Source organism: Streptomyces sp., assembly GCF_035644915.1.
GTDB lineage: Bacteria > Actinomycetota > Actinomycetes > Streptomycetales > Streptomycetaceae > Streptomyces.
The window spans coordinates 1-13182 of the sequence record NZ_DASQNP010000210.1; the positions used below are offsets into that span (position 1 = coordinate 1).

The 13182-nt window shown below is 73.2% G+C and carries 13 protein-coding genes; 2 read left to right on the forward strand and 11 right to left on the reverse strand.

What is annotated here, in order from left to right; all coding sequences use genetic code 11:
• Positions 1-45 precede the first annotated feature (45 nt).
• Entirely contained in the window at positions 46-156 is a 111-nt protein-coding gene (locus VE546_RS23355; RefSeq protein ID WP_324925539.1) for a keywimysin-related RiPP, read from the reverse strand.
• Between the two features lie 620 nt (positions 157-776).
• Here VE546_RS23355 and VE546_RS23360 point away from each other — a divergent pair.
• Positions 777-917, forward strand: a complete 141-nt coding sequence (locus VE546_RS23360; RefSeq protein WP_324925541.1) for a hypothetical protein — start codon at positions 777-779, stop codon at positions 915-917.
• A gap of 99 nt (positions 918-1016) precedes the next feature.
• On the opposite strand, the gene VE546_RS23365 is transcribed toward VE546_RS23360, so the two are convergent.
• The 10 genes from VE546_RS23365 to VE546_RS23410 form a co-directional block, all read right to left on the reverse strand.
• On the reverse strand, positions 1017-2174 hold the full coding sequence (locus tag VE546_RS23365; RefSeq protein ID WP_324925543.1) for a PP2C family protein-serine/threonine phosphatase: 1158 nt from the start codon (positions 2172-2174) through the stop codon (positions 1017-1019).
• A gap of 114 nt (positions 2175-2288) precedes the next feature.
• Complete coding sequence (locus VE546_RS23370; RefSeq protein WP_324925545.1) at positions 2289-2765, reverse strand: CBS domain-containing protein; 477 nt, start codon at positions 2763-2765, stop codon at positions 2289-2291.
• Positions 2766-2880: 115 nt separating this feature from the next.
• Complete coding sequence (locus VE546_RS23375) at positions 2881-3306, reverse strand: CBS domain-containing protein (protein ID WP_324925547.1); 426 nt, start codon at positions 3304-3306, stop codon at positions 2881-2883.
• 214 nt (positions 3307-3520) lie between these two features.
• Positions 3521-4948, reverse strand: a complete 1428-nt coding sequence (locus VE546_RS23380) for an RICIN domain-containing protein (protein ID WP_324925548.1) — start codon at positions 4946-4948, stop codon at positions 3521-3523.
• Between the two features lie 170 nt (positions 4949-5118).
• Positions 5119-7200 carry a SpoIIE family protein phosphatase gene (locus tag VE546_RS23385; protein WP_324925550.1) on the reverse strand — a complete coding sequence of 694 codons (2082 nt, stop codon included), beginning with the start codon at positions 7198-7200 and terminating at the stop codon, positions 5119-5121.
• Positions 7201-7322: 122 nt separating this feature from the next.
• Complete coding sequence (locus tag VE546_RS23390) at positions 7323-8381, reverse strand: pectate lyase (protein ID WP_324925552.1); 1059 nt, start codon at positions 8379-8381, stop codon at positions 7323-7325.
• 15 nt (positions 8382-8396) lie between these two features.
• Positions 8397-9431, reverse strand: coding sequence for a pectate lyase family protein (locus tag VE546_RS23395; RefSeq protein ID WP_324925554.1), 1035 nt, complete (start codon positions 9429-9431; stop codon positions 8397-8399).
• A gap of 11 nt (positions 9432-9442) precedes the next feature.
• Positions 9443-10450: a pectate lyase family protein gene (locus tag VE546_RS23400; protein ID WP_324925555.1), complete on the reverse strand. Its 1008-nt coding sequence runs from the start codon at positions 10448-10450 to the stop codon at positions 9443-9445.
• Between the two features lie 11 nt (positions 10451-10461).
• Entirely contained in the window at positions 10462-11469 is a 1008-nt protein-coding gene (locus tag VE546_RS23405) for a pectate lyase (RefSeq protein ID WP_324925557.1), read from the reverse strand.
• 405 nt (positions 11470-11874) lie between these two features.
• Positions 11875-12483, reverse strand: coding sequence for a VanZ family protein (locus tag VE546_RS23410; RefSeq protein WP_324925559.1), 609 nt, complete (start codon positions 12481-12483; stop codon positions 11875-11877).
• Positions 12484-12700: 217 nt separating this feature from the next.
• Between VE546_RS23410 and VE546_RS23415 the strand changes: the two genes are divergently transcribed.
• On the forward strand, positions 12701-13180 hold the full coding sequence (locus tag VE546_RS23415) for a nucleoside deaminase (RefSeq protein WP_324925561.1): 480 nt from the start codon (positions 12701-12703) through the stop codon (positions 13178-13180).
• Positions 13181-13182: the final 2 nt, after the last annotated feature.

Consider the following 13182-nt stretch of genomic DNA (forward strand, 5'->3'; position numbering starts at 1 on the left):
CTCCGCGTCCGCGGCGGGACGCGGAGCGACGGGGCAGGTGCTCCGTCAGATCAGCTGCTTGCCGCCCAGCACATCGTGCGATCCCTTGCTGCCGAGGCCGGTCGTCTTGCGGAAGCCGCCCGCCTTGGCGAGGGTGGGACGCTCGTAAGCACGCATGATCGTTTCCTTTCCCTGGTTGTCCGTGGTTCTCCGGAGCTGTCCGCATCCGGAATGTGAGATGCAGGTCACCTGCGCAGGGCTCCGGGCGGTCGCGGTGGGGGAGTGCCGGCGCCCACCGGGTGGGCGCCGGCGGCACCCGGGCACGCGCGACCGGCTCGTCGGAGGGCCCGCCGACTGGTTTGCTGCAAACCTCCCCGAAGCCGCGAACCACACTAGGAACGCCTCGACGCCGTCACAACGGCGCACGGTAGGCGCCGGGGGCGCGTAGGAACATTCCTATGCGTTCTTTCCCGGCGACCGGACCGATCCGCGTGCGTGGCGAAAACGCGCCGGTCGCACGGGGAGCCCGGCGGGTGGTGAAATCGGCGGCACGCGCCGGGAGAGCGGCGTCCGCCCCCGCGGCACCGGCCGGGCCCCGCTCCGGCCGCGGGCGCGTCACCGGCGGACGGAGTGATCCGCGTCCTATGTCACGGCCCGGGGGGACGGGGATGATGGGACCGTCCCCACACCGGCGTGAGGACGGCCGGAGAGCCCGCCTCCCGTCCCCCCGGCGGCGACGGGCGGCTCCTTCCGCGCCGCCGCCGGACATCCGTCTGTCGATCGGGAGTCGGTCTGCCATGGGCCAGCACGTCCACGTACGCCTCAACCACGGTCTGGAGGTCTCCGAGGAGGGAGACCTGATCGAATTGTCCCGCTGCCGCTGCGGCGCCACCTGGACCAGGACCTACCGCGCCGACGAGGCCGAACCCGAGCAGTGACCCCGGCCGGCGTCCGCCGACACGGCGGGGGCGGCCGACACGGCGGGGGCGGCCGGGGCGGCGGGGGCGGAGGTGCCGCGCGGCGGGGCGGCGCCGGCCTCACGCGGCGCCGCCGTGCCTCCCGTCCCTCCCGCCGTCTGCCGTCCGCCCGGCCGGCCGGATTCCCGCCCGCTCCGGCCGGCGGGTGATGGCCAGGAGCGCGGCGTCGTCGTCGAGGCGCCCGCCGGTGTGCCGGGCCAGGTCGGCGAGGAGGGCGTCCAGGACCTCGTCGGGGTCCGCCGGGAGGGGACGGCTCAGTGCCGGCACGGGGTCGTAGAAGGTGCCGCGGTCGTCACGGGCCTCCACCACGCCGTCGGTGTACAGCACCAGGGTCGCGCCGGGCGGCAGGGCGTACCGGTCGACCGGCACCTGCGGGCCGCCGAGGTCGCCCAGGCCCAGCGGCAGCGCCGGGGCGCCCGGTGCCAGCGGGTGCACGCGGCCCCGGTGGACCAGCAGCGGCGCGGGGTGCCCCCGGTTGGCCGCGCGCAGGACGGAGCCGCCGTCGCGGATCTCGGCGATGACGGCGGTGGTGAAGGACTCGGTCCCCGCCTCGCCCTCGGCGGCGTTGACCTCCCGCATGCGCTCGTCCATGCGGCGGACCACGTCGGGCAGCTCCGGGAGGCGGGTGGCGGCTTCGTGGAAGGTGCCCAGCAGGCTGTTGACGGTCCGGACCGCGTTCAGCCCCTTGCCGCGCACGTCGGCGATCACCAGCCGGACGCCGTCGGGGGTGGGGTGGATGGCGTAGAAATCGCCGCCGATCGCGGCCTCCTGCGCGGCGGCCTGGTAGCGGACGGCCACGGCCAGCGGCCCGAACCGTTCGGGAGGCGCGGGGAGCACCGCGCGCTGGACGGCCTCGGCGACCTCGCGGGCGTCCTTCAACTGCCGCCGGTCGCGGGCCATCACCCGGTTGAGGACCGCCGCCAGGACGGTCAGCACGGCGATGCTCACGAACGGGACGACGGCGGAGGAGGGGAACAGCACCTCGCCCTCCACGAGGGTCAGCAGCGCCCCGGTCAGCTCCGCCGCCACCCCGGTGGCGACCGTGCCGGCCAGGGAGAGGACGGGCGCGGCCACCACGGGGGCGGCCGCCAGCAGCGGGAACGTGCTCACCTCCCGCGGGGTGAGGAGGTCGATGACGACCGCGCCGAGGACGACCGCGGCGGGCAGCCGGGAGAACCACCGCCGCCGGGCGGGCGTGGGCGTGCGCTCGCGTGTCATTCCCTGCGCTCCCGGGCCGGTCGTGACGGGGACTCGGCTCCCAGTCTCCGCCGTGCCGCGCACCGCGGCGACCGGAGCGTCCCGCCCGCGGGGCGGTACGCTCCGCGCCCGTTCTCACTTCCTGCGCCGCAGACCGGGCCGCAGCTTCGGGAGGGTGAGGTGGTGCTCGGGCGGCTCGCGCAGGACGGTCCAGGCGACCGGGCCGAGCAGATCGGCGAGGCGCTGGAAGACGTCCAGGAACAGGTCGTCGACGCTCAGCAGGCCGACGACGCGCCGCCGCCCGTCCAGGACGGGCAGCCGGCGCACGCCGGCGCTGCGGAACGTCCGGTAGGCGACCGTGATGTCGTCGGTGGTGTCCAGCGTGACCACGGACGGCGACATCAGCTCCGACACCGGGGTCTGCGGGGAGCCGTCCCCGGCCAGGCAGCGCACCGTCAGGTCGCGGTCGGTGACGATGCCGCGCGGCTCGCCCTCCACCACGACCAGCAGGCAGCCGACCGACTCCTCCCGCATGCGGCGGGCCGCCTGCCGGGCGGACGCGTCCGGGGGCACCGTCACCACCGGCGAGACCATGCACTCGCGGACCTTCATGCCGCCCCGTCCCTTCGCCTGCGGATCCCTCGCCCGCGGGCCGCCTCCGGGCGGCGGCCCGGGCAGCTCTCCGGGCGGGGACCGGGAAGCGCGCTCCCCGCCCGTCCGCGGCCGGTCAGACGCTCCGCGCCACCACGGCCTCGACGAACCGGCCGACCTCCTTCTCGGGGAGGTTGCGGGCCAGGTCGGCCTCGCTGATCATGCCGACCAGCCGCTTGTTCTCGTCGATGATCGGCACCCGGCGGACCTGGTGCTCCTTCATCGTCTCCAGCACCTTCCGGACGTCCGCGTCCGCCGGCACCGTGACCGGCCTGCCCTGGGCCAGGTCACCGGCGGTCGTCCTCTTCGGGTCGCCCCCGACGGCCAGGCACTTCACCACGATGTCGCGGTCGGTGACGATCCCGTGCAGCCTGTCGTCGTCGCCGCAGACCGGCAGCGCTCCCACGTCCAGGTCGCGCATGCGCCGGGCGGCGGCCTCCAGCGTCTCGTGCTCGCCCACGCACTCGGTGCCGGCGTGCATGATGTCCCGCGCACTGGTCATGGCGGTCTCCTCGCGGTCTCCTCGGAACAGCGAATCGGTCGTGCGGAGGCGCGGACGGCGCCCCGGCGCCCTCACCGCCCCCGACGCCCCGGGCCAGGACTCCATTCTCCCGCCGCCCGCTCCACCGCGCATCCGGAGGAGCACCGGCGCCCCCGCCCCGCGCCGGTGCGCGGTCGCCGCGGCGGGACCGTGCCCGCCGCGGCGACCGCGCGGTTCATCCGGCCCTGCGCCACTGCTGGTTGGTGCCGCCGGTGCAGGCCCACTGCGCGATGCCGGCCATGTCGGCCGTGGCCTCGTCGAGCACGTCGAGGCACTTGCCGCTGTGCGCGGCGACCAGCCGGACGTAACCGCCGCCCGCGTCCTCCACGCGCCACCGCTGGTGGGCGCCGCTGCCGCAGGACTGCTGCTCGACCGGTGCGCCGTCGGCGGTGGAGGCGCCGCGCACCCCCAGGCACAGGGAGCTGTGCCGGGCCGTCACCTGCACCTGGCCGCCGCCCGCGTCCCGCAGCCAGAACCGCTGGTTCCCGCCGCCGTTGCAGGCGTACTGGACGACCGCGACCCCCTCGCGGAGGGACTGGTCCGGCACGTCCAGGCACTTGGAGCTGTGCCGGGCGGCCAGCGTCTGGTACGGGCCCCCGGAGCCGGTGACCGTGCCCGCCGCGGCGTCGACGGTGAGTTGCGGGTACCACTCCATGGTCATGCTGGTGGAGCTGGGGAAGGACAGCGGCAGCCAGACGTAGCGCGAGTCGTTGACCGTGCCGCCGAAGGAGTTGCCCCACCGGTCGCCCAGGTAGAGGTAGGAGGTCGTCTGACTGCCCTGCACGGGCAGGACGAACGCGGTCTGCGAGCCGTACGCCGTGGAGTCGCCGACGTTGCGCATCTCGCTCCACGGTCCGGCGAGCGAGGTGGCGGTGGCGTACTTCTGCTGGTTGGGGGACCAGCCGGTGGCGCCGGAGGTGAGCATGAAGTAGACGCCGCCGCGCTTGAACAGCGCCGGGGCCTCGCGGTGGCCGCCGGGCCAGGGGTTGGCGACGAGCTGGGCGACCTGCGTGTAGTCGTCGGTGAGGCGGTAGATGTGCAGGTCGTAGTTCTCGCGGGCGGCGGAGACCATGTAGCCGGTGCCGTCGGAGTCGGTGAAGACCGTGATGTCGCGGGACATGTGTCCCAGCGGGCGGAAGGAGCCGAGCCAGGTGTAGTCGCCGTCGACGGTGCCGGAGACGGCGACGGCCGCGCGGGCCTCGCCGTAGTCCCGGCCGTTCTCCTTGTGCATCCACATCACGAACTGCCCGGTGCGCGGGTTGTGCATCACCTTGGGGCGCTCGATGTTGGCGACGGCGAGTTCGGAGTGGGTCCGCTGGGTCAGTACGTGGCGGCGGAACTCCCAGTTCTTCAGGTCCGTGGAGCGGTAGGCGGAGACGTACCGGAAGGTGTTGTCGGCGTTGCGGTGCTCGCCGAACCAGTAGTAGAAGGAGCCCACCTTGAGGATGCCCCCGCCGTGGGCGTGCAGCGGGTTGCCGGAGGTGTCCGTGAACTGGGTGCCGTTGGCGATCGTCACGGGGGCGGCCTGGGCGCCGCCGGCGGTCGTGAGGACCCCGGTCACCACCAGGCACAGGGCCAGCAGGACGGCGCGTAACCGGTTCATAAGGCGCGCTCCTCCCTCGGGTTCGTCCTCCTCGTGGTGGCCGCCGCGTCCGGCGGGGTGGGGCCACGGCGGGGCGTGCGACAGCGGCTCATGCCGACCTCCTCGTCAGCCCGGGGGTCCGTCCGCCCGGGGTGTGAGCATCGTAGGGGCGGGGCGGCCCGGCCGGGACCTCAGCCGGGGCTCCCGGCGGAGGGACGCAGGGCGATCAGGGCGATGTCGTCGCGTCCCGTGGCGTCCGTGGCGGCCACCAGCCCGTCGCACAGGGCCGTCACGGGCTCGCCGGCCAGCTCGGCGGTGCGGTGCCGCAGGCGTTCCAGACCCCGGTCCAGCGACTCGCCGGGGAGTTCGATCAGGCCGTCGGTGTAGAGCAGCAGGGTGCTGCCGGGCGGCAGGATCTCGGCCGCGCTGGTGCGGGGGGTGCCCGGTGCCAGGACGCCGAGCAGGGGGTTGTGGGCGCTCTCCAGGAAGCGGGCGTCGCCGTCCCCGGTGACCAGCAGGGGCGGGGGGTGTCCGGCGACGGTGTACGTCAGCCGCCACGGCCTTCCCGCACCGCCCTCGACACGGGCGACCACACAGGTGGCCGTGCCGGCCTCCGGGTCCAGGACCTGGGTGGTGGCGTCCAGGCGCCGTACGACGTCCCCGGGGGGCCGGTCGTCGTGGTCGGCGGCGAGCGCGCGGAGCATGTTGCGCATCTTGCCCATGGTGACGGCCGCCCGCAGGTCGTGTCCGGCCACGTCTCCGATGGACAGCACGGTGGTGCCGTCGGGCAGCCGGAAGGAGTCGTACCAGTCCCCGCCCACCTCGTCGGCCGTCAGGCTGGGCAGGTAGCGTGCCGCGATCCGCAGGTCCGGGAGGTCGGGCGGCTCGGTGAGCAGGCTGCGCTGCAGCGCCAGCGCGACCCGCTGGGTGCGCTGCATCCGTAGCGCCTGGCCGAGCGCGTCGTGGGCCTGCTCGACCACCTCCCGCAGCAGGGACCGGTCCGCCGGGCCGATCGGGTCGCGGTCCCCGCAGACGAAGGCGACCGCCACGGCCGCCACGGCCGTGTCGACCAGAACCGGCAGGACCACCCCGCTGTGCGCCCCGGCACGGGCCAGCCACGGCAGGACGCCCGGAGGAGCGAGGTCGGCCGGCACGGCGCCCGGCGGGAAGGAGCGGTGGACCAGGCGCCGCTCGCGGACCACGCGCGTGAGCGCGTGGCCGGGGCCGAGGTGCTCCCCCCGGCGTTGCGGCAGGCCGCCCGGGAGGCCGTCCCGGGCGGTGGCGACGACCTGTTCCACGACCAGGAGGCCGTCCGGGGACGGCTGCTCGGCAGGATCGGGCAGCAGGTAGATGCCGCACGCGTCGGCCAGGGCCGGGACGACCACCCGGCTCAGGGCGGCGAAGGCGTCCGGCACGCTGTGGGACTCCGCCACCACCCTGTCGGCGCGGGTGAGGAGATCCCTGTGCCGCTCCCGCCGCCACTGCTCCTCGACGTCGACGCAGGCGCCCATCCACTCCAGCACGATCCCGTGTTCGCGCACCGGCACGGCCCGCAGGGCACAGTGCCGGTAGGTGCCGTCGGCGTGCCGCAGCCGGTAGACGTGCTCGAACCGGTCGGGCACCTCGTCGACGGCCCGGAACCACGCCTCGGACAGGGCGGCGCGGTCTTCCGGATGGGCGGTGTCGAGCCAGCCGGTGCCGCGGATCTCCGCCCAGGGCCGCCCCGTCACCCGTTCCCACCCCGGGCTGCCCTCGATCATCCGCCCCCCGGGGTCGGCCACCCAGACCTTCTCGGTGTTCATGTTGACCAGGCTCTCGTAGCGCAGCAGGGTCCGGCGCCGCTCCTCGGCCAGCGTCCTCGCCCGCTCCGCTGCGATGACCTCCCCGGTGACCTCCGCGGCGACCACCAGCACCCCCGGACTGCCCTCCGGCGAGGTGATCCTGGACAGGCTGAAGGAGAAGTACCGCTGCTCGATCCGGCCGTGCCCGTAGCGGATGGTGACGGGCGAGGCGGAGACCCTGGCCGGCTCCCCGCTGTGGAGCACCGGGTCGAACAGGTCCAGGTACCCCTGCTCCGCCAGGTCGGCGAACGCCTCCCGGAGGGGCACGCCCAGGGGCCGGTCGCCGAAGGTGGCCCGGTAGGCGTCGTTCATGTACGTCAGGACGTGCTGCTCGCCCTGGCAGGCCAGCACCCCGACCGGCGCCGGGTCGAACACCTCCAGCGGCAGGCCGCTGGCCTCCGCACCGTCGGGAGCCTCCCGTGAAAGCGACATATGGTTCATTATCGCTTAATGCCGCATTTTGTGGCGCCGGGTCCGGAGACCGCGGGACCGCCGCGCTTCCGGCCTGCTGCCCCGGTACGGTGGCTCCGTACCGGGGCAGCAGGGCGGCGCGGCTAGAGACCGATGGTGCCGGGCCCGGCACCCCGCATCACGATCTCCTTCACCGCTCCGGGGTCGTCGACGGTGTAGTCGTAGTAGTCGGCCGGGTCCTCGACGGTCCCGCCGGTGACCGGTTCGCCGGTGTCGCCCACGAAGACGTTGTTCCGCTCCACGATGGAGCCGTCCGGGCCCGAGTAGCTGTTGGTCATGGGCTCCTCGACGTCCTCGAAGTAGTTGCCCTCGATGAAGCAGCCCGAGTCCGCGTTGCAGGCCGGGCCGGTGTCGCTGTTGTCCAGGAAGTAGTTGTTGAAGATGTGCACCGGGTCGCCGAACCGGGTGCGCGGATTGCGCTGCGGGGTGCGGTCGTACCAGTTGTGGTGGTAGGTGACCCGCAGCCGGCCGGTGTCCTGCGCGCCGTTCTTGTCGGAGTGCCCCAGCAGCATGTTCTTGGTGTGGTGGTGGGTGTGGTTCCAGGAGACGGTGATGTAGTCGGCGCCCCGCTTGATGTCGATCAGCCCGTCGTAGCCGCCGGACAGGTCGTTGTGGTCGATCCAGATGTGGTGGGAGAACATCTGGACGTTGATGGAGTCGTCGCTGGCGTCCCGGAAGGTCAGGTTCCGGACGATGACGTTGTGCACGGCGTCCGCCGGCGGTGAGGTGACGCCGTCGCTGGCCGGGAGACCGATGTTCAGGCCGCCGCCGGAGATCCCGGAGTCGGCGCCGATCCCCACGATCGTCTTGTCCGAGGTCACGTCGTACATCCCGGCGGGCAGCTCGATCATGCCGTTCACCCGGACGGTCCGGGGCCCCTGGGCCTTGACGGCGGCGATGAAGTCGGAGGCGGTGGAGACGGTCACGGTCGGGCCGCCCGCGCCGCCGGTGGTGCCGTTCTGGCCGAGCGCGTCGACGGCTGCGAACCCGACGGGAGCCGACTCGGCGAGCACGGCGCCGCCGGACGCAGCCCCGGTGGTGGCCCTGGCGGTGGCCCCGGTGGCGGGGGAGACGGCCGGTGCGGCGGACGTGACGGCCAGCGCGGCGAGAGCCGTGAGGATGATGGTGCCCTTGTGGTGCATCGCAACCTCCGGAGGTCAGGCGATCTTCCCGACGCCGACGCCGGCGGGGACGATGCGGGGGATGTCGGCGGGACGGTCGAGGGTGTAGGCGTAGTAGGTGCGCGGTTCGGTGACCGTGCCGAGCGTCTGCGGGGCGCCGCTGTCGACGTAGAGGTTGTTGCGCTCCACCACTCGTCCCGGGCCGCTCTTGTCGTAGCCGGAGTAGATGGGGTGGGCGACGTTCTCGAAGTAGTTGCCCTCCACCAGCACGCCCGCGTCCTCGGTGGAGGCCACGCCGTACAGGGCGTTGTCGCGGTAGTAGTTGTTGTAGACGTGCACCGGTTCGGCGAACCGCACCCGCGGGTGGCGCTGATCGGTGCCGTCGAAGAAGTTGTGGTGGTACGTCACCCGCAGCTTCCCCCGGTCGGCGGTGTAGCTGTCGTTGTGGCCGAGCAGGCAGGTCTTGCTGTGGTCGTGGAAGTGGTTCCAGGACACCGTGACGTAGTCGGACTCGCGCTTGATGTCCAGCAGCCCGTCGTACCCCTGGGAGAAGTCGCAGTGGTCGATCCACACGTGGTGGGCGCGGTTGGTGACGCTGACCGAGTCGTCGGACGCCCGGGTGAAGCGGATGTTGCGGATGATCACGTTGTTGCCGGGGCGGGTGGTGGAGCCGAGCTGGAGCCCGCCGCCGGTGATCTCCGCGGTGCTGCCGACGCCCAGGATCGACTTGTCGGCCACCACGGTGAGCATGTCGTCGATCTCGATGCGGCCCGACACCAGGATGACGTAGGGCGAGTTGCGGCCGACGTAGTCGGCGAGCTGGTCACCGCTGGTGACCGTCACGGTGGGGCCGGCGACGCCGCCGGTGGTGCCGCTCTGACCCAGGGCGCTGACGCTCGCGAAGCCGTCGGCGGTCTGCGCCGCCATGGCGGCGAGCCGGGCCGGGGAGGAGGCGGCGGCCGGGGCGTGCGCGGTCCGGGCGTGGGCGGCGCCCCCCGCGGCCAGCAGGGCGGCGGAGGCGGCGGTGCCCGCGAGCAGGCCCCGGCGGCTGATCGGACGGAGTTCTGGCATGACGGGCTCCTTCAGATCTTCCCGACGCCGGCGCCGACGGGGACGATGCGGGGGATGTCGGCGGGACGGTCGAGGGTGTAGGCGTAGTAGGTGCGCGGTTCGGCGACCGTGCCGAGCGTCTCCGGCTCGCCGCAGTCGACGTAGAGGTTGTTGCGCTCCACCACCCGTCCCGGGCCGCTTTCGTCGTAGCCGGAGTAGATGGGGTGGGCGACGTTCTCGAAGTAGTTGCCCTCCACCAGCACGCCCGCGTCCTCGGTGGAGGCCACGCCGTAGAGCGTGTTGTTCCGGTAGTAGTTGTTGTAGACGTGCACCGGTTCGCCGAAGCGGACGCGCGGGTGGCGCTGGGCCGTGCCGTCGAAGAAGTTGTGGTGGAAGCTGACCCGCAGGGCGCCGCGGTCCTGGCTGCCGTTGGCGTCCGAGTGGCCGATCAGCATGGTCTTGCTGTGGTCGTGGAAGTGGTTCCAGGACACCGTGACGTAGTCCGCGCCGCGCACGATGTCGATCAGGCCGTCGGCGCCCGTGCTGAACTCGCAGTGGTCGATCCAGATGTGGTGCGAGGACTGCTGGATGCTGATCGCGTCGTCCTCGGCGCCGGTGAACCGCAGATTGCGGATGATGACGTTCTGCCGGCGGTACATGTCCAGGCCGCCGCCGGTGATCTCCGCGTCGGAACCCAGTCCGACGATGGTCTTGTTCGAACGGACGCCCTGCTTGCTGCTGATCCGCATGGTGCCCGAGACCTGGATGACGTAGGGCTCGTTGCGGTCGCAGTAGTCCAGGAACGTCTCGGCGTCGGTGACCGTGACCACCGGACCGCCCGCGCCGCCGGTGGTGCCGTTCTGGCCCAGGGCGCTGACGCTCGCGAAGCCGTCGGCGGTCTGCGCCGCGGCGGCCGACGGCCGGACGGGAGGGGCTGCGGCGGCCCGGGCGCGGTCGGCGCCCCCCGCGGCCAGCAGGGCGGCGGAGGCGGCGGTGCCCGCGAGCAGGCCCCGGCGGCTGATGCCCGTGACGTGTTCCATGGCGCGCCCCCTCAGAGCTTTCCGACCCCGGCCCCGGCCGGGACGACGGTCGGGACCTCGGACGCCCGGTGCGGGGTGTAGGCGTAGTAGGTGCGCGGCTCGACCACCGACCCCCGCGTCTCGATCGCGTGGTTGCAGTCGACGAGGACGTTGTCGCGTTCGACCAGCCGGCCGAGGCCACCGCTGAAGTCCACCCGTGCCGGGTTGTTGACGCTGTGGAAGTAGTTGCCCTCCAGCACCACCCCGGCGTCCATGGCGGAGACGACGCCGTAGCTGTTGTCGCGGTAGTAGTTGTTGTAGACGTGCACCGGTTCGGCGAACCGCACCCGCGGGTGGCGCTGGTCCGAGGCGTCGAAGTAGTTGTGGTGGTACGTCACCCGCAGCCGCCCGCGGTCCTGGGCCGCGTTGTCGTCGTCGTGCCCGAGCAGCAGGGTCTTGTCGTGGTCGTGAAAGCGGTTCCACGACACCGTGACGAAGTCCGAGCCGCGCTTGATGTCCACGGCGCCGTCGTCGCCGTTGGAGAAGTCGTTGTGGTCGATCCAGATGTGGTGCGAGAACATCTGGACGTTGATCAGGTCGTCCGTGGCACCGTCGAGCGACAGGTTGCGGATGATGACGTTGTGCACCGCGTTCGCCGGCGGCGAGGTGACCTCGTCGTCCACGGGCAGCCCGATGTTCAGGCCGCCGCCGGTCAGCCGGGCGTCGTCGCCCAGGCCGATGACGGTCTTGTCCGAAGCCACCGGGTGCATGCCGTCGCTGGAGCCGGTCGGCAGTGTGATGGTGCCGCTGACCTGCACGACCAGGGGTTCGGGGCGGGAGATGTAGTCCAGGAACTGCGCGGTGGTGGTGGCCGTGACGACCCGTCCGCCCGCGCCGCCGGTGGTGCCGTTCTGGCCCAGGGCGCTGACGCCGGCGAACCCGTCGGCCGCGGCGAGGGCGCCCGGGGCCGGGGCGGACGCCGCGGCGGACGAGCCGGTGGGCGCGGCGCCCAGCAGTGCGGCGGCCAGCGCGGCGGCCACCAGTCCGATCCGTACCGGGCCGCGCCGGCCCGGCTCCCGGACCGATAACCGTGACGACGGCCGTGATGACGGCCGCGAGAGGGACAAGCGCATGGGGGGTGATCCTCTCCGTGGGAGCTTCCGGGCGCACTGGACCGAGCGGGGCCCGGAGGGAGCTGTGCGGCCGGGCGAGGCGGCACAGCGATGGAAAGCGCTTTCTGAGAGGACGGTAAGCGCTTGTTGCGGACGCGTCAACGGTATGTACCGGGGCGGTGTGGTCCCGGCGCACCGCACCTGCGCGCACCTGTACGCGCCGGTCCGCCGCCGGAAGCGGTCGGCCGGCGAGGTGCGGTCCGGCGCCGGCACAGCAGACAGCCCACCGCCGGAGGGCGGTGGGCTGTCGAACGGAGGGCTCGGGCGCCGCTTTCAGACGTCGCTGGTCTCCGGCGCCCTGGCGTGGTCCCGCCCTGCGCGCCGCTGCCACCAGCGGCGGCGGGGCGGATGGACCGCGCGCCCCAGCCGGCGGCCGAGCAGCAGGTACCCCAGAAGCGCACCGGTGGTGTTCAGGATGACGTCGTCGATGTCGAACGCCCGGCCCGGGACGACGGCCCCCTGCACCAGCTCCACCATGGTCATCACCAGCATGGTCAGCACGCACACCCGCAGCAGCCCGCGGGCGCGCGGCCAGGCCACCGGCAGCAGCAGGCCGAAGGGCACGCCCAGCGCGATGTTCCCGCCGAGCTGCTTGACGGTGTCGAGGAAAGCGGGCTGGCCGAGGTAGGCGCGGATGGAGTCACCGGGACGCAGGTTGCTGTGCGTCAGCGACTCCGAGGCGTACGACGGGACCAGGGTCAGTCGCGCGAGCACCACGGCGAACACCACCGTCCCGGCCAGGGCCACCAGCATCGCCAGGGCCCGTACCACGGGTGACCGCTGCGGACCGGGCTCCTCGCGCACCGTGTCCGCGTCCCCGCCCGCGCGTCCCCCGTCGTACGCGCGCTTGTCCGCAGCAGTACCGGTGTCGGTCCTCCTCATCAGGCCGTGCCTCATCCGGTTCACCCCCGGTCGTGGTCGTCAACAGTTCGGCAGTGTGGGGCGCCGACCGCTGTGGCCCGGATACCCGGAGTGAGAAAGCGTATGCGGCACGGCGTGTCCCCCGTCCCGCGCCTGACGGGCCGTCACGTCTGCCGCGGTGCGCCGGGAGGGCCGGGGAGCTAGCATCCGCTCACGATCACGTCCCGGGGAGGCCACCATGGTGGACGACGCCGAACTGCGGTACCTGCGCCGCTGCGTGGAACTGGCGGCCGAGGCGCTGGAGGCGGGCGACGAGCCGTTCGGCTCCGTGCTGGTCGCGGCGGACGGGACGGTCCTGGCCGAGGACCGCAACCGCGTGGCCCTCGGGGACCGCACCCGCCACCCGGAGTTCGAGCTGGCGCGCTGGGCCGCGGCGAACATGACCCCCGAGGAGCGGGCGGCGGCGACCGTCTACACCTCGGGCGAACACTGCCCGATGTGCGCCGCCGCGCACGCCTGGGTCGGTCTGGGCCGCATCGTGTACGCCAGCTCCACCCGGCAACTGGCCTCCTGGCTGGCGGAGTTGGGGGTTCCGGCCCCACCCGTGCGGATGCTGCCGATCGGGGAGGTCGCTCCCGGTGTGGTCGTGGAGGGCCCGGTCCCCGAACTCGCGGAGACGGTGCGCGAACTGCACCGCCGCCTCCACGGCCGGGCCTGAGC

Bases quoted from the DNA above. Each gene is read 5' to 3' on its own strand.
- VE546_RS23410 (WP_324925559.1), bottom strand. From the start codon at position 12,483: ATGAGGAGGACCGACACCGGTACTGCTGCGGACAAGCGCGCGTACGAC.
- VE546_RS23415 (WP_324925561.1), top strand. From the start codon at position 12,701: ATGGTGGACGACGCCGAACTGCGGTACCTGCGCCGCTGCGTGGAACTG.
- VE546_RS23365 (WP_324925543.1), bottom strand. From the start codon at position 2,174: ATGACACGCGAGCGCACGCCCACGCCCGCCCGGCGGCGGTGGTTCTCC.
- VE546_RS23355 (WP_324925539.1), bottom strand. From the start codon at position 156: ATGCGTGCTTACGAGCGTCCCACCCTCGCCAAGGCGGGCGGCTTCCGC.
- VE546_RS23360 (WP_324925541.1), top strand. From the start codon at position 777: ATGGGCCAGCACGTCCACGTACGCCTCAACCACGGTCTGGAGGTCTCC.
- VE546_RS23385 (WP_324925550.1), bottom strand. From the start codon at position 7,200: ATGTCGCTTTCACGGGAGGCTCCCGACGGTGCGGAGGCCAGCGGCCTG.
- VE546_RS23370 (WP_324925545.1), bottom strand. From the start codon at position 2,765: ATGAAGGTCCGCGAGTGCATGGTCTCGCCGGTGGTGACGGTGCCCCCG.
- VE546_RS23395 (WP_324925554.1), bottom strand. From the start codon at position 9,431: ATGCCAGAACTCCGTCCGATCAGCCGCCGGGGCCTGCTCGCGGGCACC.
- VE546_RS23400 (WP_324925555.1), bottom strand. From the start codon at position 10,450: ATGGAACACGTCACGGGCATCAGCCGCCGGGGCCTGCTCGCGGGCACC.
- VE546_RS23380 (WP_324925548.1), bottom strand. From the start codon at position 4,948: ATGAACCGGTTACGCGCCGTCCTGCTGGCCCTGTGCCTGGTGGTGACC.
- VE546_RS23390 (WP_324925552.1), bottom strand. From the start codon at position 8,381: ATGCACCACAAGGGCACCATCATCCTCACGGCTCTCGCCGCGCTGGCC.
- VE546_RS23375 (WP_324925547.1), bottom strand. From the start codon at position 3,306: ATGACCAGTGCGCGGGACATCATGCACGCCGGCACCGAGTGCGTGGGC.